This window comes from Paenibacillus sp. RS8, from assembly GCF_041956825.1.
GTDB lineage: Bacteria > Bacillota > Bacilli > Paenibacillales > Paenibacillaceae > Paenibacillus_AQ.
Genome location: NZ_CP168131.1, coordinates 706,090 through 728,495 on the forward strand (window position 1 = coordinate 706,090; position 22,406 = coordinate 728,495).

The window sequence follows — 22,406 nt, forward strand, 5'->3', positions numbered from 1 at the left end:
TTTCAACAAAAAAAGAACTGATTCTCTTACTACAATTTATTCGCAAACTCGTTAAGCTTTTGGGACATCATTTTTATTTCCTCAATAAATGCAGAAGTATGCTGAACAGATGCCGCCTGTTCTTGTCCGATCGCAGCTATCTTCTCTATCGAGTTAGCCATTTGGTTCGTAATCCCCTTAATCTGTAGCATGGTTTCATTTATATTTTGTGTTGAGGAAACGGTTTCCCGTGAAAATTTTCGAATTTCCTTGGCTACGACTTCAAATCCTCTTCCCTTCTCACCTGCATGCGCCGCTTCAATGGCTGCATTTAGCCCGAGTAAATTCGTTTGGTCAGCAACCTTTTTAATAATCGATAGGACCTCTGTAGTATTCTCCACATCTCTTCCAGCTTGCTGGGATTGTATAAGTAGTTGCTGAGTGTACTCCGCAAGTGAACTTGCGCCATATGAAATATTATCAATTTGCTCATTGGCTTGGGTTAGTGATTCTGAGATCTGTTCTACAATAGCTTTTAATTCACTTTGTCTGCGAATCTGAACTGCAATCCCGCCAATGACTTGACCCGTTTGATCGTGAAGAGGTGTCGCAGTACCCGTAAACTCGAATCCATAGAAGTTGGCCGGCACATCGGACTTCAAAGCTTGATTATCTCGCATAGCTAAGTAAAGTGGTTCTTCTTTGTTTAACAGTTGACCTTCATTAATGTTTAAATCAATGGTGTCGCCAGGAAAATAAGCAACAAACCTTTCCAGATCACAGATGGCTATGGATAAATCAGCCGGAATAGATAATTTAATAATAGGTATAAACGAGATAAATTTGTTTAAGGATTCAATGTTGTTAATCACAAAAATCTAGTCTCCATTCCAGCAAAAAGAATTTTCTAATCATGCTAAATTCTAAATTTTGCTTAGTTCATATTTGAAATATGTATTCGAGAAATCCTCATAAAATCCTCCAAAAAAGTTTACAAATCCCCTTTTTTCTCATACAACATACGGATAACATAACAAAAGCCCCCACTTTGAAGTGAGGGCTTTTGATTTCTTGCTTTTATTAACAGTATCGATTAGTTACGGATCAGATAATCAAATGCACCTAAAGCTGCTGTTGCACCTGATCCCATCGAAATGATGATTTGTTTATAAGCACTATTAGTGCAATCGCCAGCAGCAAATACTCCTGGTACATTTGTGGCACCATGGCTATCTACAACGATCTCGCCAACGCGAGTACGTTCAACCATGTCACCTAACCAATCTGTGTTCGGAACCAAACCGATCTGTACAAACACACCCTGTAATTCAATATGGTGAGTTTCTTCTGTCGCACGATCGATATAAGAAATACCATCTACCTTATCCGTTCCAGTAATTTCTTTCGTTTGCACGTTCTTAAGCACAGTAACGTTAGGTAGGCTGTAGAGACGATCTTGCAGTACAGCATCCGCTTTGAGCTCTGGAGCAAACTCCAGAACCGTTACATGCTTCACTATACCCGCAAGGTCAATCGCTGCTTCAATCCCTGAATTACCGCCGCCGACAACGGCAACATCTTTGCCTGTAAATAAAGGACCGTCACAGTGTGGGCAGTAGGCTACGCCTTTATTCTTGAATTCAGCTTCACCAGGCACACCCATATTGCGCCAACGAGCACCTGTCGACAGGATGACCGTCTTACTCTTTAGAACAGCACCGTTCTCGAGCTCAACTTCAATTAAATCATTCTTATCTAAACGTGTGGCACGTTGTAACTTCATCACATCAATACCGTACTCTTTCACTTGCTCTTCAAGTTTAGCCACTAGCTGAGGACCTTCAATGTAATTAACACTGATAAAGTTCTCAATGCCAAGGGTATCGTTGACCTGACCGCCTAAGCGTTCAGCGACAATCCCTGTGCGAATCCCTTTACGTGCCGCATAAATTGCTGCACTTGCACCTGCTGGGCCACCGCCAACAACAAGTACATCATAAGGAGCTTTGTTGTCAAACTCTGATGCATCCACAGTACTACCCATTTTAGCCAGAATTTCTTCAACCGTCATACGACCGCTTTCGAAAAATTCACCGTTAAGGTAAACGCTTGGAACAGACATAATTTCTTTGCGTTCTACCTCTTCTTTGAACACTCCGCCGTCAATCATAGTATGGGTAATGCCAGGATTGAAGATACTCATTAGGTTCAGTGCTTGTACAACATCAGGGCAATTATGACAGCTTAGGCTGACATAAGTTTCAAACTTATATTCGCCACTAATGCTCTTGATCTGATCAATAACACTTTGCTCAACCTTAGGTGCTCTTCCGCTAACTTGCAATAGAGCCAACACTAATGAAGTAAACTCATGTCCTAGCGGAGTTCCAGCAAAGGTAACGCCTGTATCTTCACCCACACGATTTACGCTAAAGCTTGGGGTTCTAGGCAGTTCGGTTTTTTCTACCGTGATCCTAGCTGACATTTTGGCAATTTCATCAACCAGCGCTTCCATCTCTTGAGATGCTTCGTCAGAGCCTGCACTGATTTTCAGTACTACGTCGCCTTCCAAGAGTTCTAGGTATTGAGCTAGTTGAGCTTTGATTTCTTGATCTAATTTCATTTAGCTTTCGCTCCTTAAATCTTACCTACAAGATCGAGACTTGGTTTAAGCGTTTCTGCACCTTCGGACCATTTTGCTGGGCAAACTTCACCTGGATGATTGCGTACATATTGTGCTGCTTTGATTTTGTTAACAAGTGCACTAGCATCGCGACCAATACCACCAGCGTTAATTTCAACGGTTTGGATAATACCGTCTGGATCAATGATGAATGTACCACGATCAGCAAGACCGTCAGCTTCGATCAGAACATCAAAGTTGCGGGAAATCACATGAGAAGGATCGCCGATCATAATGTATTTTACCTTGCCGATGGCTGCAGAGCTTTCATGCCATGCTTTATGTGTAAAGTGAGTATCTGTGGAAACGGAATATACTTCAACACCCAGTTGTTTCAGGGTTTCATATTGGTTCTGCAGATCTTCAAGTTCAGTTGGGCATACGAATGTAAAGTCAGCTGGATAGAAGCAAACTACACTCCATTTACCTTTAAAGTTTTCTTCTGTAACATCGATGAATTTCCCATCTTGAAATGCGCTTGCTTTAAATGGTAGGACTTCTGTTCCGATAAGTGACATATTATTTAAATCTCCTTTAAGTTTTATTTTTTGTGGATACAATATTCAAATCTGCAAACATCACATATCTGAATACTATTTGTAATTATTATAATTAACCAAATTAAGGCCTGTCAAGTTATTTATAATAATTCTAATATGATAATCGTTGTCAGTCGCTAAATGTTCATAAATTATCATACTTATGAACTAGTATGGGTTAGTTTAGGCGTTTTATGTAGGGCAATTTCTACAATTCGAAGTCACCTGCTATGAGGTTGATTATTTTTAAGGACTCCCTCGCTGCCTTTGGGGTAGAATATCGATTTCCATTATATGTGATTAACGCCTTCCATAAAGCCCATCCTCTTGCTCTATTCCAAGTCTCTTCATCCATCTGTAATACATCCTTGAACACCTTTCTGCTATCCTCATCAAAAAAGGTCCATGCCATTGCCGCATCACAAGCAGGATCGCCTACACCCAAGATTCCGAAATCAATGACTGCACACAGCTTTCCATCTTTGACTAGTAAATTCCCTGGCGCAATATCTCCATGAATCCAAACCGGCTTGGAATTCCATTTAGAAGCTAATGCCAGTTCCCAGATTCCTCTCAATAGCTTCTCATTAAAAATATCTTTATTATGCTCAATCGCATGTCTAGACTCTTCATCATATACAGCTAAAGGTCCACCTCTATAGAAATTATGCTCTCCTGCTACAGGTCCTCCACTAGCATCAATAGATTGTAACTCTATTAAGAATGCTCCCAAATCTCTTGCAAACTGATTAAGATTATTAATATTTTGGTACGTTAATGTTTCACCCTCTACCCACTTATTGATAGACCACGGCAATGGATATTCTTCGTTAGGCTTCCCTTTGGCTAATGGTATTTGAATAGGTAACGTGAGTTCTTTACTTAATATGGGCAACCATAGTTGCTCTTTCTCTACTTGTGGAGCATAAGCTGCTGCACTTGGTAACCTCACGCTCATATGCTCGCCTAAATGAAACGTTCGATTATCATTCCCACTGAATTTTACTGGTCTAATCTCTAAATCGGACCACGCGGGAAATTGTTCATTAATTAATCTTGCAACTAAATCGACGGTAATTGTATTCATAAATACCTCGCTAACATAAGTTTTACTAGCCATTTCCAAAAGAGACATCTAATATTATGTTAGCTTTACTAGTGTCTATATGCAAACTATGCAATTAGATCGGTCGTAAAAGGGACAAGCTAAGCAAGTAGAAAGCTTAATATAATTACGAGGAAGAAGGGTGTTCCTTAATGACAAATAGCAGAACCAACGCTAAGGTGGACGGATTCTTAAGAAAAGTAAAACAGTGGCAGGAAGAATACGAGACGTTGCGAAATATCGTTCTTGACAGTGAGTTGTTGACCGAAGATTTTAAGTGGATGCATCCTTGTTATACGTTTGAGAACAAAAACATTGTCTTAATCCATGGATTTAAAGAATATATTGCACTGCTGTTTCATAAAGGTGTCTTATTAAAGGATACCCATGGGATTCTGATTCAACAAACGGAGAATGTGCAAGCTGCACGACAGATCCGGTTCACCAACGTTCAAGAGATCCTTGAAAAAGAAAGCATCATAAAAGACTATATTTATGAAGCCATCGAAATTGAAAAAGCTGGTTTGGAAGTGGAATTTAAAAAGAATACAGATTTCATCATTCCTGATGAATTTCAAACTAAACTCGATGAACAACCTGCCTTGAAAAACGCTTTTGAAGCCTTAACGCCCGGGCGGCAAAGAGCATACCTTCATCATTTTTCGGAACCCAAGCAATCCAAAACCCGTGTGTCTAGGGTTGAGAAATGGATTCCGCAAATTCTGGATGGTAAAGGATTGAATGATTAAGTTGTATATGAAGAAGCAACCTTAGATCGGTGAACAATCCGAACTGAGGTTGCTTCTTCTCTTTTTACTAAAAGACTTTATTCTACTTCAGGTAGGTTCCGGTTACTCCAATTCCACCGCTACCGTTCAATACATACACTCTTGCATTTCCTTTTCCGGAGCATACCAGAGTAATTGTGCCGTTAGTAACGTTTTTGGTATCGCCAGTCACCGCATCCACGTAAGTTCCATTCGGAATTCCGGTAAATGTCGCATTTCCTGAGATCGTAACTAACGCAAAGCTATCAATACCTTTCGCGCTGTCAGTATATCTTCTTTTAAATGCCAAATCACCGGATACATTTTCTGTGGAATACTGGCCTTTTTGCAAGGCTGGAACAGCTCTTCTGATTAAATTGAGTTGTCTGATATGTTTTGCCAAAGGATAGTTCAAGGAATCGGCAAGTGTGCCAGTAGCATTTGTATACTTACCGTAGTCCTGTACCGTAACGCTACCCTCAATATGATCTCCAAAGTAAGCACGCCCTGTTGAGCTTAGAGGTGCATTTGGACCTACATCGATGACTGATCCTTTTTTAAACTCGATTTCAGAACCATAATAGATCGCAGGTATTCCCCGGAAGGTGAACATCAGCGAGAGATTCTCAGCCCAAGTGTCTTGTGTCCCTGCAAATCGTTGATTCTCTGGGGCTTGGTCAGGTGCATAGTCATGAGAGTCAACATAAGTTACATTCCAAGTAGCATCGTTATAGTACTGATCACCGCTCTTCATACTGAATGCTTCCTGTGCAGTCTTGAATGCCCAATGCATTGGGAAGTCAATAACATCCATACCCGATTTCATCGAATAGTCAGGTGCATGATAATTATTGCCTATTAAAAAAGCATTATTTGAGGTTGGTTGCCCCGCTGTAGTAGAGTTATCTGCCCACTCTTGTTCTACTGACAGCTTGTTGGAAGCGTAGTCATTTTGTCCGTCACCCGGATAGGCTTTCGAGCTTTTCCATGTATAGAATGGAGTCGATATTGCCGGAATTCCACTATTCCATACATCTCTATACCGAGTAGCCACTTCACCAAAGACAAAGAAGTTTGAGCCCCCTCTTGTTTTCCAGGCAGGAACAAAGTATTTGTTAAAAATATACCGGCTCACATGCTTCACAGTATCGACCCGGAAAGCATCAACACCCATATCAATATACTGATTATAGCTGTCAATTAGATACTGATTCACTACAGGGTTTTCCGTATTCAAGTCTACGGCGTCTCCTGCAATCTGTCCTGTCTGTACAGTGTAAGATTCCCAGGAAAGACTTTTTTCAGTATGATACATGTTATTGTTGGTTTCCGCATTTTTCATGATTGCGAGTCTGGCCTGATATTGCTGATCAGGGGTCATCGTATCATAGTTAGCTGGCAGTTTATCCGTAATTTTAAGCATGTTATTTACGGTGTCCGCTGCAGTCGGATCTTTCTTGAACATAGGCAACAGATTCTCTTCCCCAAAATTACCGGTATGATTTACAACAACATCCTGAATTACCTTTATCCCTTTGGCATGAGCTGCATTAATTAATTCCTGATATGAAGCTCCTGCTGACTCATACCTTGGATCTACTTTGGAAAAATTAATCGCATGATAGCCATGATAATCATACCCGCTGGCATTCTGCACAACTGGGGTAATCCAAATAGCACTGAATCCGAGCGCTTTAATGTAGTCGAGCTTTTGAATCAGTCCTTTAAAGTCACCTCTCCAAGCTGGGTCTGAATCCGGATTGCCTGCCTTGGCATCCTCCCATGAATGCACGTTATTACTCGGATCACCATCATAGAATCGTGAAGTAATCACGAAATATATGGTGTCTTCACGGAAATCGCCTTTATTTCCAATCGTATAGACAAAGCTCTGTTTCGTTTCATTTCCGGCACCGTCGACCACCAAGAATTTCAGTGTCGTCGTCTTATTAATAAGAATGGACGGTCCTGCCAGAGCAGTTAAAGCATTGCCAGAGATATAGAGATTTGAACTAGTAGTTGGTTCCGTACCATTATCTGTGTAATATGCTGTGGTCGTTGCTGCTTTGTTATCTTTTATATTAAAAGAGACGGTAACCGCAGAGCTTGAATTCCCAACAGGTAGATTAGCTGTTATGGTTGGGGCTTGCAGGTCGAGATTTAGGTCAATGACATAAGCAAAAGTGCCTACACTGCCTGCTTGACCTAAGGAGTTAACACCAAAAGCCTTAATAGTTGTAGTAGAGGCTACTTGAATTGGTGTCGTGTACAAGGTAGAAGCTGTCGTAGGGGTCGACCCGTCTGTCGTATAGTAGATTTTATCGCCAGTATTGATACTGGAGAGCTTCACAGTTTGAGCAGAATCATATGTTTTCGGCGTAGGAGAGACTGAAATCACAGGAATCTTCGGAATTTCCGGATTAGCGTCATACCATACGTTATCTGAAGAATACCAGCCCTCTTTTACACTGCGGGACAAGTCAGCAGTCTGTTTGCCGTTGCCATCATTGAAGATAAGGCTTGTGCCAGTAGCGTTGGAAATAGTATAGCTGTACCAGTCATTTCCGTCCGATTTCATCAGAATTCCCGGCCAAGCCCCGCTTGTTGGAACCGTTGACGGACTCAGATTCCAGTAATGAATTCGGATCGTTGAACTCCAATTTGCTGGTTTCTTAAAATGAACCGTTAAGCCAGCCGTAGTTGGCGTTGGGGTTGGCGTCACAGTTGGGGTCGGCGTTGGTGTAGGAGTTGCAGTTGGTGTTAAGGTCGGCGTTGGCGTTGGTGTAGGAGTTGGTGTTACGGTCGGTGTTGGTGTTGGTGTTGGTGTTGGTGTTGGTGTTGCGGTAGATGTTGGTGTTGGTGCGTTTGAGAGAGTTACATAGTCAATATTTATATTCCCAGTATCATCCGAGTCATATTTGTAAGCGATCGTATTATTGCCTGCTTGTAAGGAGAGCGTTTCTGTTTGGTCCCCCCATTCATCCCAGTTTGCCAAGTTCGCTAAAGTGGTCTGCTTTACCTTTACTCCATTCACATAAATAGAAACTTTCTTGGCACTGCCCGTCGCATTGGCATAGTGGAGCGTTGCGTTATAGTCACCTGCAGCAGAAGACTGAACGTTAAAGGTGGTTGTTGCTCCTGTAGTTGTGTATCCATCAACAAAACCGGTGCCAGTATATCCGGTGTGATTCGTATTTATTTTTGCGCCACCTGACAAGGCTGCGCTCTCAGCTTCGTATTTACCAGCAACCGGAATAACAACCGTCCAGTTCTTCCCTCCGTTGCTGTCCCAACTATCCGTTGGGGCTGTGATGTGATAACAATATATAAGTGTGGCGCCCTCCTGAACATTGAGGTTGGCCGTAAATGTGGTCCCATTTTTAGTCATGACCGTGTCGGTAATATTCGTCCAGTTATTCGTGGTCCAATGTAGTGTTACAGCAGATGCTGTGGAGTTCGTATAAGAGACTGTATAATCAGTGTTGCTGGCTGAAGCCCCGCCGGATAAACCGAATAAACTAAAAATAAGCGAAAAAATGATCAACCAAGAAACAAACCGCCTAGATTGTTTACGTACCAAATAAATAACCTCCTCATTAATTTTTAAGTGCAAAATCCATTGTGCAAACGTTTGCAAAAATGAGAAAAAAAGAAACAATCTAACTTATACAATCTCCTCCTTCTAAGAAAACATGGAAAAACCTCATTGTATGCGTTTACAAATAGGATTGTTGAGAAATCCTCAGGTTACAGATAGCTCTATATCTAATGAATTTTCCCTGTTTATGATTATAGGCTCCAACCTTTTCCGGGTCAATGCATCTTTTAGGCTAAAAATATATAAATTTAGTGGTCTAATTTCAAAAGTTCAATCGTTTTCATTCATCAGTTGTTCAAGGCATTTTAAAAATTTTAAACTACCGCTATTTATAGAACTATAGTTTCCCGTTTGTTGAACGAATGATTATCAAGACTTGGGTGACAACTTCTTCGTACTTACCCAGTACTTCCGAAATCAGTTCTCGGGATCATGTACTTTATTCACCCATCCGTGTTTTCAATGGTTCTAAAACTTCCGTTAATGATACGGAAGACCCTCCCTTCTTCGCAATACTGTTTAAGACTGTACAAAAAAATAGCCCAGTTATAATTACATACGCGATAAAATGAGGTCACTTCCACCCATTTCATCTGACGAAGAATGATTGACCGTTGAAGCTGGAACATTCACGGTCTGTAAGTGCTCGATATTTGCCATATTGCTCATCCCTTTTTATAAGGATTTAATTTATGTAATTATTTGTATACAAAAATTATACCATCAATCATATCAACTCTGAGATAAACATTGGTGTAGCTCCATCCTCTGTATTAAAGCCAAATTTATTATAGAAATCCACTGCATGAGGATAAGAAATTAATACTTTTGTTTTACACCCTTTATATCTATCAAGCATTATATTCATCATTTCCTTACCTATACCGATACTCTGATAACTCGGATTAATAAGCATATAATGAAAATATACCGTTAAAACACCATCTGACAAAGCATTTATTAAACCGACAAGCTTTCCTCCTTCCCAAGCGGTAACAATTGAATGAGACCCTCCGATTGCTTGTAAAAGCTCGTTTGGATACTTGCCAGACTCCCATTCTACCGAAAGAAATAACTCTTGGAGTGCATCCTTAGTGATATCCTCTTTGCTTGAAGCGTAATAAATGCTCATTCTATACCTTCCTTTCATAAAACTAACTACGGCACAACATCTGTTTTAAACTCCCATTTGTCGATGGATTTGCAATCCTTAAGAAGCCATAAAATAATACCGACATAGCAATTTCGGATTTATCAAAGTGAATAATTACTTTATTTACCTCAATATACTCTTAAAAATATGTATAGATAATGGATTAACTGAAGTGTAATTTGTATTTATTTACACTAGAGAATTCTTGAGAATACTTCTTTTACCTAAGCATACTAATCCTAAGAGGTTTATAGCGTTAATCTGCCCGTTAGTTGAATAAAGGCAGCTGATGACGTTGACTGACGGCTGCCTAATCGTATTTGAGCTAACGCTACCCGTTGGTGTAATTATTCAAATATAATCAATGAATTCATTAGTTTTGTTATATCCATAAATTATGATGGAGTCGGTAGTTACTTCACCTGGAACATGTATTTTTTTGAGGAATTGAATTAAATCAGTTTTTATCAAGTCATCTTCAGCATGAATTTCTAACCACTCAATAAATTTGTAGCCACCATCTGAATAATGGTAATACCAATCTCCATCCCAAAGGCTGATATAGCCAGTATCAATGTCTTTAGTTCTCCATTTGGTTGGAAAGGCATAGTTGAGCATTGCTTGTCTTATTTCTTCCCATTTTGTGTTGTTCATTAAAGGTTTTAGTTCATTTGAATCCATATATTCACCTTTTTCTCCCATCAGTACTGCAAGTGTTTATTCCAGCTTATCATTTTCTCTTGTACAAAACTGCCCGTTAGCAGAACAAAGCTGCCGATTCAAGTCGGCAGCTTCGTTCTGATGTTATTGAGCTATAGTTTCCCATTAGCTTAATCGTTATTTATGATACGGTTCTCCGCGCTGTCTGTAACGGTAAGTTTTAGGGCCATCCTTTTGTGGGATGGCCCTTTCACTTTTCTCATTATGTTGAACTATGTCCCCCGTTAACGAGCCGCCAACATAAAAACAGAGCATCTGAGGTCGCGCCTCAGATGCCTTGTATTTAGTATTGTTTTATGACCTGGTTCAATTTTATAAATCTTCTACACCGGTGGGTAAGTTTTTACTCGCTACATTTGGCTTCGTGTACATTTTATTGAGTATGATCGTTTGCACGATAATGAATATACCGCCAACTGCCCAATATAATGGTAACGCGGCGGGCATCTGAAAAGAAAATACACCCATCATAATCGGTGACAACAATCCGATGAAAGCCATTTGGTTATTTTGATTTTGCTGATACTGCGCTGAAACGGATTGAGACACGCGGAACTGAACGTAATACACCGCAGCGGCAATAAGCGGCAAAATCATATCTGTTTTCCCCAAGCTAAACCACAGAAAATCGTCCGCTGCAATCTCTGGGGTACGACGAATGGCGTAGTAAAATGCGAGGGTGATCGGCCATTGAAGAAGCATCGGTAAACACCCCATATTTAAGGGATTAAATTGATGCTTCTGGTAGAGCTGCATCATCTCGACTTGCTGTTGTTTTTTTGCATCCGCACTGACGTCGTTCTTATACTTCTCCTTAAGTGCAGTTAACTCCGGCTGGAGGACGGCCATCTTTTCTTTCATGTCCATTTGTTTCTTGGTTTGATTCATCATGAGCGGCATGATCGCGAGTCTGATGATGAAAGTCATCAGCACGATCGATAATCCGTAGTTTCCGTGAAATGCATTCGCAAAGAATTTGATCAAGATCGAAAATGGATAAATAAAAAAGTGGTTAAATACCCCTGCTGAATCGGCATTAATCGAGTTTGAATGGGATGCTGTCGAACACCCGCTGAGCACAATGATCGGAATAACTCCAATCAACATGACGAGAATGGGCTTGGCCCATTTTTGAAACAACAAAATCTTTTTCATCGTTGTCCTCCCTAATTGAAAGTATGGAATATCAATGTGGGGAAGGACTATGGTCTTCTTCATTAGGTGCTTCTCTTCGTCTGGCAGTACGTACTATCCACCGCAGAATGCTGCTCGGTTGTGACAGTCTGACAGCCACAAACCAAGTTAAACCGGCTGGAGCAATTTCGTAACCCCAGTGAATCTCTTGTGTAGAAAAAAAGGTGAATGGAATTGACACTAAGGAATAGATGAGAGCGATCGAGAACGCCAATTGAACCAAGTCATAAAAATGCTCCAGTCAAGTTCACCTCTGTATGAGCAGTATTGGAAAAAATTTGAATAATGATTATACGTTTAAGAAAACTGTGTGGTTTCACTAACCTGCCCGTTAGTTGAACAAATAAAAAAAAGGCTGCCGAAGCAACCGCTATTCCACTAATGTGCCCCGCTAGCTTAATCGACATTACGCACCGAGTCCAATGGATTTAGCCTTGCGGGGTTATCTGCTGATTACGCCTCACCGAAAACCGCTTAGTAGACCAAGGAGAGCAGTAACGCGGCGTAGATACGATTTTATAAGCTGTCGGCACGGCAGCTTTTTCGACCATACTTTCTTTCAAATTCTTCTCTTACAGACTATGATTTATTAAATGAGCAATTTCTTTAACTCTCCCCATTGTAATTCCTTCTCTTTGTTCAACTGCAAGTGGATGATTCGTTTGTTCTAATTCTATTAACGGAACAGCACCAACTTCTTGTGTATGTACCATTGTCTTTAACGATAATGTGGTTATTGGATATATTGAAAGTTCAGTCGATAACCAACCAAAATAAGGTTTTTCAGTTTCCCTTCCCTCTACGTGCAGTAATTCATTAGATTTCAAAAAGTTCTCTTCACTAAGAGAAACCCAAACACTCCATATAAATTTCTCTTTACTATCAATTATTGGTATTTCAATATGTCCTCTAATAAAGAAATGCTGTTCATCAATTACACAAAAATCTCTAATTAATTCTGTTCTTTTCTCTTCTGGTACAGTGTGAAAATAATAGGGTGCTTCACTTCCGTAACATAAAGGAAGTTCATTTAATTCGTTGTTACAGTGAGGGCATTTCATGTTTTCTGCTCCTTATAGTTTCTCGCTGATTTCTTATAGCGTCTTATTCGCGAAATTACTGAGTTATCCTGCCCCTTACTTCAATAAAATGGGCAGCTAGCATCTGCCGGACATAGAAAGACCGCCATTGAAGGCGGTCTAAAAAATTTATCATTTTTGCCCAACAATAAGTCCTGGGGATTTTAAAAACCTGAGATGATTCGCTGTAAGCCTAATTAGAGCGTCTCAACCAATTTCTGAATCTTAGAGTGGGAAATTAAATATACAGGACCCATTATTTCTATTTTTCCGTCCTTTACACGCATTGCACTCTCCTGTTCTGCCGCATAAACATCAATCTCTTCAGACAAGGGGAACAGGTAACCTTGAACAAACGTAGCGTAGTCGCGTTTAGAATGAGATTCATAGGCAAAATGATCAAAGCCAATACCATCATAAATAGTACTTGTTTCAACTTCATTGCCAGTGTTTTTCAAGCATAACCATTTTGCAGCCATGTTTATCGCACCGGCGCTGGCACCCATTATAACGGCATTGCTGTTCTTAATAACATTTGATAATTCATAATCGGCCAAAAAATCGTTTTGCAAAACAGGATCTCCACCGCATAAAAAAATGACAGAAGCGTTGTGAATTAATCGCTGAGCATCTTCCTTCTGCATGCGGTAATCAATGAAATGATATTCATCAAAAATAATGTTAGCCTGATTTAACCATGTACATTCAGAAACATCATCAATGTTAATTTGCTCACCTGTATAACCAGACGGTTCAGCGCTAATCATAACAAGCGATTTTCTGTCTTGTATATCCTCATGCAAACAATGGACCAGCTTCTCTGGAAAAAAATTATTAAACCAACTGAGATAGTAGTGAGTACTCAAACTTAATTACCTCCATATGTATTTTTACAATTATAAAATGGAGTTACATATTAGTTATCTAATACGTAACTCCAATTATAAACAATAGCTTCTGTTAGTAGAATCTCAAGCAATGGTCTCCATTAAAAATTCGATCACCGGGTAAGAGATCATATGCCGATCACGGTAAATCGAGTTAATGGCATCTGGCTGTGTGCTAAGGATACCCTTTTGAAGAATGGCTGCTTGAAAGCCTCTTTCTTGTGCACCGTTTATAGTAAAGGTTATACAGTGTTCTGCAGCGAAGCCTGCAACGATAATAAATTCAACACCATGTTCACGTAGCACCTGTTCCAAATCTGTTTTCCAAAAAGCATTAGAGAACTCTTTTTCTATCTGGATATCCGTAGGTAACACTGTAATTTCCGGAATAATATTTCTTGCTTCTGGATCCGTATCTGCGTTTGCCCCTTCCACGTCTTTTATATGAACGACAATTTGGTCTTTTGCACGAAGTAACCCCGACACATGATTAATGTATTCACAAGCCTGGCTTACATTTAACTTCTCCATATGATCGTGTAAGAAAAGGTTTTGCATATCAATAATTAGGAATCCAACTTTTATTTTAAACTACCCCTCTCAGAACAAATATAGTTTCTATATTAATCTGGATGTAAGTTCAGCTCAAGGGAATAAATGAATTAGACTATTTTGTACAATAGCATCAGATGTTACGCCATTCCTCTTCATTTAGTTCGTTGTTAATGCCCACCCCAGCTAAGGAACCCATAGAAGCGGCAATAATGGCTTGATGAAGATGTGTTGCTGCATCACCGGCACTATAAACGCCTGGAACGTTCGTTTTACCGAGATTATCGACAATAACTGTTCCAGCTTCTGTGATCTCGCAACCGATGGCTTGCGGCAAATCTGATCCGATCATTAGCTTTGGTCTGAAAAATATCCCTGTACATACGATGCTAGTACCATCCTTCAGCACAACTTGCTGTACCATACCATTGTCAGATTCGATCGATTGAATCGGCAAATCATAGACCGGAATGTTATGTTGTTGAAGTTCCTCGCATTGTGCATTCGTCAAGTCATCAGATCCATTAGTACATATGGTAATGTTATTCGTCCAACCAGATATCACTTGGGTCATATGCGTTGCATCCGCTCCCTTAACAATTACTACAAGAGGCTGATCTCTTAGCTCCCATCCATCACAATAAGGGCAGATAAAGGCGCTTTTGCCATACACATCTGAGAGCCCCTTAATTTCCATCGGAAGATCCTTCATTCCTATCGCAAAGAGCAGCTTTTTACTTCGATAGGTCTGACCCTGAACAGTCGAAATTTGAAAATCACCATCGGTTCCCGTAATCGATATAGCGGTATCTTCCGCAAAAGTAACGGATGGATAGGCACTTATCTGCTCCTTCGCAATTCGTCTAAAATCGCTTGGACTTATAGGATCTCTAGTAAGAAAGCCATGTGTTTCTCGAGTAACCCTATTCCGGGCGCGTCCTTCATCAATAACAACAACGTTTTTTCTTGCCCTGCCTAGCACCAAAGCAGCATTGAGACCTGCCGGTCCTCCGCCGATAATCGCACAATCGTAATTCATTTTCATTCTTCCTTCACTTTTCAATTTATATTACAGATATTAAAGACTTATATTGTCCATTATAGTCTCAAAAAAAGAACGAACCTCACTTCGTTTTAATTAAAGACTTCACGAATCCATAATAACCTCAATATATATAAAAGGCAAGAATTTATTCTATTCAATCATTGCCCCTTCATAACCGCCTATAGTATTCTGAGTCTAATCATGCAAAGTCTATCCTGCTGAAAAAATATCCAAAGGAAGTCATACGCCTCATTAAGACAGCGGACCTGAACGGGGACAAAAAAGACGAAAACATAATACTTACGGACTCCGGAAATTTATTTTTAGTTAATTCTAAAAATGTTGTTGTACTTATTAATACAAACGTAGCCTATGAAGAAGATGACGCTTCAATTAAGCTTATTACCAAATCACCAAATGAAAAACATGTAGCTATACTTGTAGACTATTTTCCTTCCAATACCCAAGTCTATGTATATCGTTTAGAACAAGGAACATTAGTTAATAAGCTACAATTTATGGCTGACTATTCTGCTGAGATCGATGAAAAGGGCCGATTCCATCAATACTGGAAAAAGTACGCAACAGAAGGCGGATATAGTTTAGTCCATGGGACTTTTACATGGGAAACTAAAAACAACAAATACAAAGCTAGCGGTCAGTTTGTACTTCAATAACCAATTAATATAGCTCCTAGCGTAATCACCCACAATAACGGAATAGCACTAATAAAAAAGATAGTTAAAGATTTAAATCTAACCCTAAAGAACCAAGATAAAATCGAACAAATAACAACAGCAACTGGATACAATGAAACAATTATCATTATTGATATTCCCCATGCTGAGATCCCATTGTCAAAAACCATAAAGGATAATCCCCAAATTGCGAACCAAGGAATTAGAGATAATAAATATAAGACTTGAATAATAACCAGATAAAATTTCATCGCTTCAAATCCTTTGCGTTTTATTCCATGATTATACATCTGTGATCCATAGGGCGATAGCCCTGCAAAATGAATACAATATTAGAGGATGCTATTTACCTTCTAAAATCATAGGGCCCTGACGAAATATAAAACAACAAATAAGGATGTCTCAGAAGTATTAGCTCCAAGACATCCTTAAGTTATTTCATAATACACCCTATAAAAAGGGAGGCTCTACCTTCAATTAGAGTATTACCGGCCGGATTCTGCCGTCTTCCTCATAATGTAGCTCTGTAAATTTCATACTGCGTTTATGATCTACGCCGCCAGACAAAGATGCGTCATGGTAGAACAAATACCATTTCTCGTTAAATTCCACGATGGAATGATGGGTCGTCCAGCCGATGACTGGATTCAGGATCGTCCCTTGGAAGACAAAGGGTCCGCAAGGCTTATCACTTACCGCGTAGACGATCTTATGGGTTGTACCCGTGGAGTATGAGAGATAATATTTCCCCTGATACTTGTGCATCCATGGACCCTCGAAATACCTCCTGTCCTCATCACCCGCAAGAATTGGGTTTCCCTCTTCATCAGTAATAATGATTTCCTGAGGGGCAGATTTAAATGCCAGCATGTCTTCACTCAGCTCACCCACCCAAGGACCATAAGCCGGCTCCTCTGGGCTCTTTTCTACCGCATCTTGCTGAAAAATACCGTCCTGCCACTTTTCTAATTGTCCGCCCCATAAGCCGCCAAAATACATATAGGCTCTTTCATCCTCGTCCACGAATACAGCGGGATCGATGCTGAAGCTACCTTCTATATAGCTTTCTTGAGCCTGAAAAGGACCCGATGGTGAAGCTGACGTAGCCACTCCGATGCGGAAGATCCCCTCCTTATCCCGGGCCGGGAAAAACAAATAATATGTCCCCTGCCGGTATGCGGCATCTGGCGCCCACATTTGCTTCGAAGCCCAAGGCACATCCCGAAGATGAAGTGCCTCTCCGTGATCTACACAGGGGGATGTAGGATCTTCCAAGGAAAACACATGATAATCTTCCATCGCATATTGGTCACCATTATCATTTGTAGGTCCACCATGGTCGATATCATGGGATGGGTAAATATACAGCTTGCCCTCAAATACATGAGCGGAGGGATCGGCTGTATAGAGATGGGTAACTAACGGCTCATTTGGGGTTGCCATAATAGGATTCTCCTCCTCATTGAGATTACGCCTGTTGATTAGCCAAAAAAAGGTACAATAAGTCTCTTTCAGGGTATTTTTAGCTAATCAACAGGCCTAGATTGGAATAAATTAATTCCACGGTGCTGCCCTTATTCGAAGCCAGCAGCCGAGGTTATTCTTTGACGCCTCCGAGCGCTACGCCCGCAATAATGTATCTGGATAACAGGAAGTAAACCACAAACAGCGGTAAAGCTGTTAAAGCCAGCCCCATATAAATCGAGCCGAACTCCATCTTGTAGATATCACCTCGGAGCAAGCTTACCATGATCGGCATGGTGTATTTCTCCTTCTGCGTTAGCAATATCAGCGGCATGAACAGGTTGTTCCAATTGGCTACAAAGGCAAAGATAGCTTGTGTTGCTACTGCTGGCATCATCAACGGTAAGATGATCCGGTTGAATGTAAAGAACTCTCCAGATCCATCTACGCGTGCAGCTTCCACGATCTCTATCGACAGAGTTGCAAGAAGGTATTGGCGCATAAAGAACACTACCGCCGGTGCAGCAATCGCTGGTAGAATCAGCGGAAGAAAATTGTTGGTCCAATGTAACTTATACATGAACTGATAGAATCCGATAGCGCTTGCCTGGGAAGGAATCATCATCACGCACATGATAAAGGTAAAGAATGGCCCCCGTAGCTTCCAGCTGTAGGTTACGAGCCCATAGGCCGCCAAGGACGAGAAATAGACTGTGCAGAGGGTTGCAGAACTGGCGATAATGAATGAATTCATGAACCCTTGAAGCGGATCAAAGCTCTTATCGAGCAATACTTGCAGATTGCTCATCATATGGCTCGAAGGAAGCAGTGAAAGACCACTTTGGATTTCCGGTGTAGAGCGTGTGGCATTTACAAACATGACCCAAAATGGCAGAATACTGAGTACCGCCAAAGAGATGCAAACCACATAGATAATCGTCTTATTTATCTTTCGGTTAACGGTTCCGCTTTTCTGATTATTTGCCATGTGTTACGCCTCCCTCACGGGCTGCTATAGCAGCTTTTCTATACTTTTGCTTTTCTATTTTTTTAAGTCTTGACGCATCGCGGTCACGCATCACATAGAACAGGATTCCAGCCAATATCGCCGAAATCAAGAACATGATCATGCTCGCTGCTGCAGCACGATTGTACATATAGCTGCCCTTGAATGCTTGCCCATAGATAAACATAGACGTGGTAAGCGTAGAATCGTCCGGTCCGCCTGCAAGGAATAATTGCGGAATATCGAACATGGTCAAACCACCCACCATAGATGTAATCAATGTGAACAGCAATATCGTACGCAGACTCGGCAGTGTGATGCGGAAGAAGGTTTGAAACCCGTTCGCCCCGTCAATCGATGCGGACTCGAAGAGCGCAGGATTTATACCCATAACGCCAGCGATCAGGACGATCATGGTGTTGCCGTACCACATCCAGAACTGGATGAACGCGACAATGCCCCGTGCAGTCGTCTTATCCTGCAGGAAGAACACTGGAGCGTCTGTCCATCCCAACATTTGAAACAAACTGTTTACAGGACCCATCGGATAGGCGAATAAAGTGCTGAACAACACGGCAATCGTACTAGCAGTGATGATATTAGGCATATAGAGCAGAATCTTGAACAAGCCTTGTCCCTTTATGTTAAGACGCTTATTCGTGAACCATGCGGTTAGCAAGAGCGCGAGAAGCATCTGGGGAACAAAGTTAGTAATCCAGAGCAATCCGGTATTGAACAAAGACTTCCGGAATGAGGGATTATCAAAGAGAAGATCTTTGAAGTTTTGAAAAGGATTATCAAGAATATGGATTGGTTTGGGTATTATTCCTTTCATATCTGTGAATCCAATGACTGCGGTATATAAAATGGGATACAGTGAGAAAATCAGAAATGCAAGGACAAACGGGAAGGTAAAAATATAACCGTATTTCGAATAGTTCACATTTTTGCGGCGCATGCTCTCACCTCTTTAGTTGATATGAAGGGGCGGGATTACTCCCCCGCCCCTCCGAATCCTTCTTATTCGCTTTCAATGCCAAGTTGGTCTTTGACTTGTTGCTTAAAGGTTTCGATCGCTTTGGCACGGTCCTTGTTGCCCGCGGTGTATTCACGTACTTGATCACGCCAGAGCTTGTTGATTGTTTCGTCGTACTGGGTCAAGTTCTTACCTGAAGCGTTTGCATTGGCCGGTACAAACACATCGAACATATTTTGACCACCGAGCAGTGGAACTTCACCGTTTGACTTCGACATCACAACTGAGGATGCAACGCTGTCCTTGGTTCCTTGCTCGCCTTCCTTCATGGTACCGTTAGCCCAGTAATATTGGAGTCCCGTTTCTGAGGTGTCGAGTGTAACCCACTTCACAAAGTCCGCAACAGCCTGTTTCTTGGCCTCATCCTTCGTGACGTCTTTGTTGGCAAGCAGCCAAGTGCCACCCCAGAAGAAGCCTGTTGGTGGTTCGGAAACCGCCCAGTCGCCATTCGTGTCTTTTACTTGACCGTTCATCACGTAGTTGATGAGCCAAGCAGGACCGAAGAAACCGAAGATCGGTTGGGCGCCGGTACCGGACATATCCGCATACCATGCTTCCGTCCAGTCTGTCGTATCGTTATGATAGCCATTGTCTTTCAGCTTTTTAGAGAGATCCAGGAACTCTTCGCGCTTCGGATCGATATGAAGCTTACCATCAACAAGCCAACCCTTGTCCGAGCTGTTCTCGATTGGATGCCAGATATCTCCGTCACCGGAAACGATGCCGTATCCTTTAGCTTTCAGCTTCGCAGCTGCATCGTAGAATTTATCCCAGCCTGGTCCAATTTCATTCTTGATGGTGGCTGGATCATCTGTTCCAAAAACTTCCTTCGCAATGGAGCGGCGATAGATAAAAGCGCCGCCAGTCGCTTGATAGCCGAGGGCTTTCAATTTACCGTCTAGACTACCGATGTCAACCGAGTATTGGGCGATGCCAGCGTCTTTAACCATTTGGTCATCAAGGCCTATATCAGAATAGTTGGCTGCATAGCTTGAGGCGTCGCCTTGTGTATACTTGAGCACAAATGCTGATTCAGCTGCAAAAATGTCAGGGGCATCTTTGCCTCCAGCTGTCAGAGCCTGATCAAGAGCAGGCTGATAAGCTCCGTCAGTGGTTGCGATAACTGTAGTTTTGAACTCTACATTTGCGTCAGGATGGATTTCCAGATACTTCTTAGTCATGTTAGGAATTTCGTCCGTAAAGCTCCAAAGATTGATGGTGACTTTCTCACCTGTTCCTTTTGCTGGAGCTTCGGTAGTATTGGCTGCTGGTGCAGGCGCTGAACTTGGGCTAGATGAGTTGGAATTTGAGTTCCCACCACATGCTGCGAGAGCAGATGACATCACGAGCAATGTAGAGATCCCCACTAAACTACGTTTCATACTTTTCATACTTTGCCTCCCCTTTTATATTGATCCTCGGTTTTATGTAACCGCATACATAATTATAGAGCCTATGATTCTCTAGCATAAGGACACCCTCTTTAGGAAAACTTCCACTATTTTTAGATTCAGTTCTATACAACGCAAAAAAAAAGAGACATCAAGGCATCTGTACCTTGGCGTCTCCATTATCTGTTTATATTTTTGATCATTACTTATCCGCTTTTAGCGCATCATCCTGTTTCTTAATGAATTCTTCTGGCGTGACTGCTTCGCCGAACAATGCCTGAATCTGGTTCATGTGTATAGTAGAAGCGACGGGTTTCATTTGTGTATCCAGATAAAGAGTTACTTTATTTGCCTTATTTAACTCGTTTAAAAGATCAATGAACATTTGCGGTAGCTTGATGGTCGCAGTATCTACTTTGGTAGCCGGGATTACGCCAGCATTGACAACAGAATGCTCTCCCCACTTTTGAACGAAAAAGCTGACGAATTTTTTGGCTTCGAGAGCATGCTTAGAATTCTTGGAAACGAACAATCCAGTACCCGGACCACCGACCCAATCATCCACGTTGCCTTTGCCGCCTACAACTGTCGGGAACTTGAAATAACCGATGTTGACTTTAAATTCTTGGGCTATATCCGTAGTGGTCGTAAAATCCGGCAGCTCCCAAGTCCCTGTTACGAACATGGCTGACTTTCCATTCATGAACTGTACCTTGGCTTCATCATTGGATAAGCCGTTGTAACCTTTGATGAATGTGTTCAAGTTTACCAGCTCTTGCACTTGTCTTGCCGCCTCTAGCAAGGAAGGGTCTGTGAAGTCCTGATCCGCAACAGCCTTATCCATCAGGTTGGGTCCCCCAATACGATCAGCTAGATACATGTACCAAAAGGAAGCCGGCCAACCGTCCTTGCCACCAAGAGTAACAGGTGTTATACCATTGTTATTTAGTGTTCGAATGATCGCTTTGAGATCATCCAAGGTCTGGGGAGGCTGTAAATTGAATTCTGAAAATATCTCTTTATTATAATAGACTGGGACTATGTTCAGTTCGACAGGAAGAGCATATGTCTTCCCATCAAAGGAATATCCCTCCGTCGTACCGGCTACGAATTTCCCCTTCAGCTCATCCTGTAAAAGATCGTCTACGGCTGCAAGCTTGTTTCCTCTAACATAAGGATCCATAAAGCCTGCCGCCCAGGTGAATCCGATGTCCGGTAGATCATTAGATGCGGCAAGCACCTTCAGTTTGCTTTTATACTGCTCATTTTCAAGAACTTCCGTCTTGATGGTGATATTCGGATTAGCTTCTTCAAATTCTTTGATGATTGCTTTCACCATTTTGTTTTGCGCGGAGTTATTGCTATCCGGCCACAGATGCATCATTTTTAAAGTGATCTTCTCGCCGTCGCTCTTGGTGCTATTCCCTTGGTCCCCATTGCAAGCTGTTGTTATCAACAACAATGTTAAGAAAAGTGTACTGTATAAACCGATTCTCTTCGTAGATATTCC

The 22,406-nt window shown here is 41.4% G+C and carries 20 protein-coding genes; 3 read left to right on the plus strand and 17 right to left on the minus strand.

The window, feature by feature from the left end:
- Nucleotides 1-29: 29 nt before the first annotated feature.
- From ACDZ28_RS04385 to ACDZ28_RS04400, 4 genes are all read right to left on the minus strand, one after another.
- Nucleotides 30-851 (minus strand): methyl-accepting chemotaxis protein, encoded by an 822-nt coding sequence (locus tag ACDZ28_RS04385; RefSeq protein WP_042131125.1) that lies wholly within the window; start codon nucleotides 849-851, stop codon nucleotides 30-32.
- Between the two features lie 221 nt (nucleotides 852-1,072).
- Nucleotides 1,073-2,602 carry an alkyl hydroperoxide reductase subunit F gene (gene ahpF, locus ACDZ28_RS04390; RefSeq protein ID WP_042131126.1) on the minus strand — a complete coding sequence of 510 codons (1,530 nt, stop codon included), beginning with the start codon at nucleotides 2,600-2,602 and terminating at the stop codon, nucleotides 1,073-1,075.
- Nucleotides 2,603-2,616: 14 nt separating this feature from the next.
- Complete coding sequence (gene ahpC / locus ACDZ28_RS04395; RefSeq protein ID WP_042131127.1) at nucleotides 2,617-3,180, minus strand: alkyl hydroperoxide reductase subunit C; 564 nt, start codon at nucleotides 3,178-3,180, stop codon at nucleotides 2,617-2,619.
- Nucleotides 3,181-3,409: 229 nt separating this feature from the next.
- Entirely contained in the window at nucleotides 3,410-4,288 is an 879-nt protein-coding gene (locus tag ACDZ28_RS04400) for an aminoglycoside phosphotransferase family protein (protein ID WP_375105307.1), read from the minus strand.
- Between the two features lie 170 nt (nucleotides 4,289-4,458).
- On the opposite strand from ACDZ28_RS04400, the gene ACDZ28_RS04405 reads away from it, so the two are divergent.
- On the plus strand, nucleotides 4,459-5,055 hold the full coding sequence (locus ACDZ28_RS04405) for a YdeI family protein (protein WP_375104107.1): 597 nt from the start codon (nucleotides 4,459-4,461) through the stop codon (nucleotides 5,053-5,055).
- An 82-nt stretch (nucleotides 5,056-5,137) separates the two neighbouring features.
- Here ACDZ28_RS04405 and ACDZ28_RS04410 read toward each other — a convergent pair whose 3' ends face one another.
- The 4 genes from ACDZ28_RS04410 to yidC all read right to left on the minus strand — a co-directional run bounded on the left by ACDZ28_RS04410 (nucleotide 5,138) and on the right by yidC (nucleotide 11,699).
- Nucleotides 5,138-8,653 carry an alpha-amylase family glycosyl hydrolase gene (locus tag ACDZ28_RS04410; RefSeq protein ID WP_375104108.1) on the minus strand — a complete coding sequence of 1,172 codons (3,516 nt, stop codon included), beginning with the start codon at nucleotides 8,651-8,653 and terminating at the stop codon, nucleotides 5,138-5,140.
- Between the two features lie 745 nt (nucleotides 8,654-9,398).
- Nucleotides 9,399-9,803, minus strand: coding sequence for a GNAT family N-acetyltransferase (locus ACDZ28_RS04415; protein ID WP_038573410.1), 405 nt, complete (start codon nucleotides 9,801-9,803; stop codon nucleotides 9,399-9,401).
- A 372-nt stretch (nucleotides 9,804-10,175) separates the two neighbouring features.
- Nucleotides 10,176-10,526, minus strand: coding sequence for a DUF6678 family protein (locus ACDZ28_RS04420; RefSeq protein WP_052414747.1), 351 nt, complete (start codon nucleotides 10,524-10,526; stop codon nucleotides 10,176-10,178).
- Between the two features lie 330 nt (nucleotides 10,527-10,856).
- Nucleotides 10,857-11,699, minus strand: a complete 843-nt coding sequence (gene yidC, locus ACDZ28_RS04425) for a membrane protein insertase YidC (protein WP_042132504.1) — start codon at nucleotides 11,697-11,699, stop codon at nucleotides 10,857-10,859.
- A 23-nt stretch (nucleotides 11,700-11,722) separates the two neighbouring features.
- Between yidC and ACDZ28_RS04430 the strand changes: the two genes are divergently transcribed.
- A complete protein-coding gene (locus tag ACDZ28_RS04430) occupies nucleotides 11,723-11,872 on the plus strand; it encodes a hypothetical protein (RefSeq protein ID WP_170880363.1) in 150 nt (49 codons plus the stop codon).
- 438 nt (nucleotides 11,873-12,310) lie between these two features.
- Here ACDZ28_RS04430 and ACDZ28_RS04435 read toward each other — a convergent pair whose 3' ends face one another.
- The 4 genes from ACDZ28_RS04435 to ACDZ28_RS04450 form a co-directional block, all read right to left on the minus strand.
- Complete coding sequence (locus ACDZ28_RS04435; protein ID WP_076120972.1) at nucleotides 12,311-12,799, minus strand: DUF2199 domain-containing protein; 489 nt, start codon at nucleotides 12,797-12,799, stop codon at nucleotides 12,311-12,313.
- Nucleotides 12,800-13,014: 215 nt separating this feature from the next.
- Nucleotides 13,015-13,683 (minus strand): Type 1 glutamine amidotransferase-like domain-containing protein, encoded by a 669-nt coding sequence (locus tag ACDZ28_RS04440; RefSeq protein WP_076300934.1) that lies wholly within the window; start codon nucleotides 13,681-13,683, stop codon nucleotides 13,015-13,017.
- A gap of 105 nt (nucleotides 13,684-13,788) precedes the next feature.
- Complete coding sequence (locus tag ACDZ28_RS04445; RefSeq protein WP_339291487.1) at nucleotides 13,789-14,289, minus strand: isochorismatase family protein; 501 nt, start codon at nucleotides 14,287-14,289, stop codon at nucleotides 13,789-13,791.
- Between the two features lie 100 nt (nucleotides 14,290-14,389).
- Nucleotides 14,390-15,301: an NAD(P)/FAD-dependent oxidoreductase gene (locus ACDZ28_RS04450; protein ID WP_375104109.1), complete on the minus strand. Its 912-nt coding sequence runs from the start codon at nucleotides 15,299-15,301 to the stop codon at nucleotides 14,390-14,392.
- A gap of 518 nt (nucleotides 15,302-15,819) precedes the next feature.
- On the opposite strand from ACDZ28_RS04450, the gene ACDZ28_RS04455 reads away from it, so the two are divergent.
- Entirely contained in the window at nucleotides 15,820-15,978 is a 159-nt protein-coding gene (locus ACDZ28_RS04455; protein WP_170880364.1) for a hypothetical protein, read from the plus strand.
- Nucleotides 15,979-16,476: 498 nt separating this feature from the next.
- Here the strand turns inward: ACDZ28_RS04455 and ACDZ28_RS04460 are convergent, their stop codons facing one another.
- The 5 genes from ACDZ28_RS04460 to ACDZ28_RS04480 form a co-directional block, all read right to left on the minus strand.
- On the minus strand, nucleotides 16,477-17,442 hold the full coding sequence (locus tag ACDZ28_RS04460) for a glycoside hydrolase family 43 protein (protein ID WP_339288212.1): 966 nt from the start codon (nucleotides 17,440-17,442) through the stop codon (nucleotides 16,477-16,479).
- A gap of 154 nt (nucleotides 17,443-17,596) precedes the next feature.
- The gene (locus ACDZ28_RS04465; protein ID WP_042131138.1) at nucleotides 17,597-18,451 is read right to left on the minus strand and encodes a carbohydrate ABC transporter permease; all 855 of its coding nucleotides are present in this window, start codon (nucleotides 18,449-18,451) and stop codon (nucleotides 17,597-17,599) included.
- Nucleotides 18,441-19,427, minus strand: coding sequence for a sugar ABC transporter permease (locus tag ACDZ28_RS04470; protein ID WP_339267342.1), 987 nt, complete (start codon nucleotides 19,425-19,427; stop codon nucleotides 18,441-18,443). The genes ACDZ28_RS04465 and ACDZ28_RS04470 overlap by 11 nt, the downstream gene beginning before the upstream one ends.
- A gap of 62 nt (nucleotides 19,428-19,489) precedes the next feature.
- A complete protein-coding gene (locus ACDZ28_RS04475; RefSeq protein WP_339288216.1) occupies nucleotides 19,490-20,896 on the minus strand; it encodes a carbohydrate ABC transporter substrate-binding protein in 1,407 nt (468 codons plus the stop codon).
- A 202-nt stretch (nucleotides 20,897-21,098) separates the two neighbouring features.
- Nucleotides 21,099-22,358: an extracellular solute-binding protein gene (locus tag ACDZ28_RS04480; RefSeq protein ID WP_375104110.1), complete on the minus strand. Its 1,260-nt coding sequence runs from the start codon at nucleotides 22,356-22,358 to the stop codon at nucleotides 21,099-21,101.
- Between the last annotated feature and the right edge of the window lie 48 nt (nucleotides 22,359-22,406).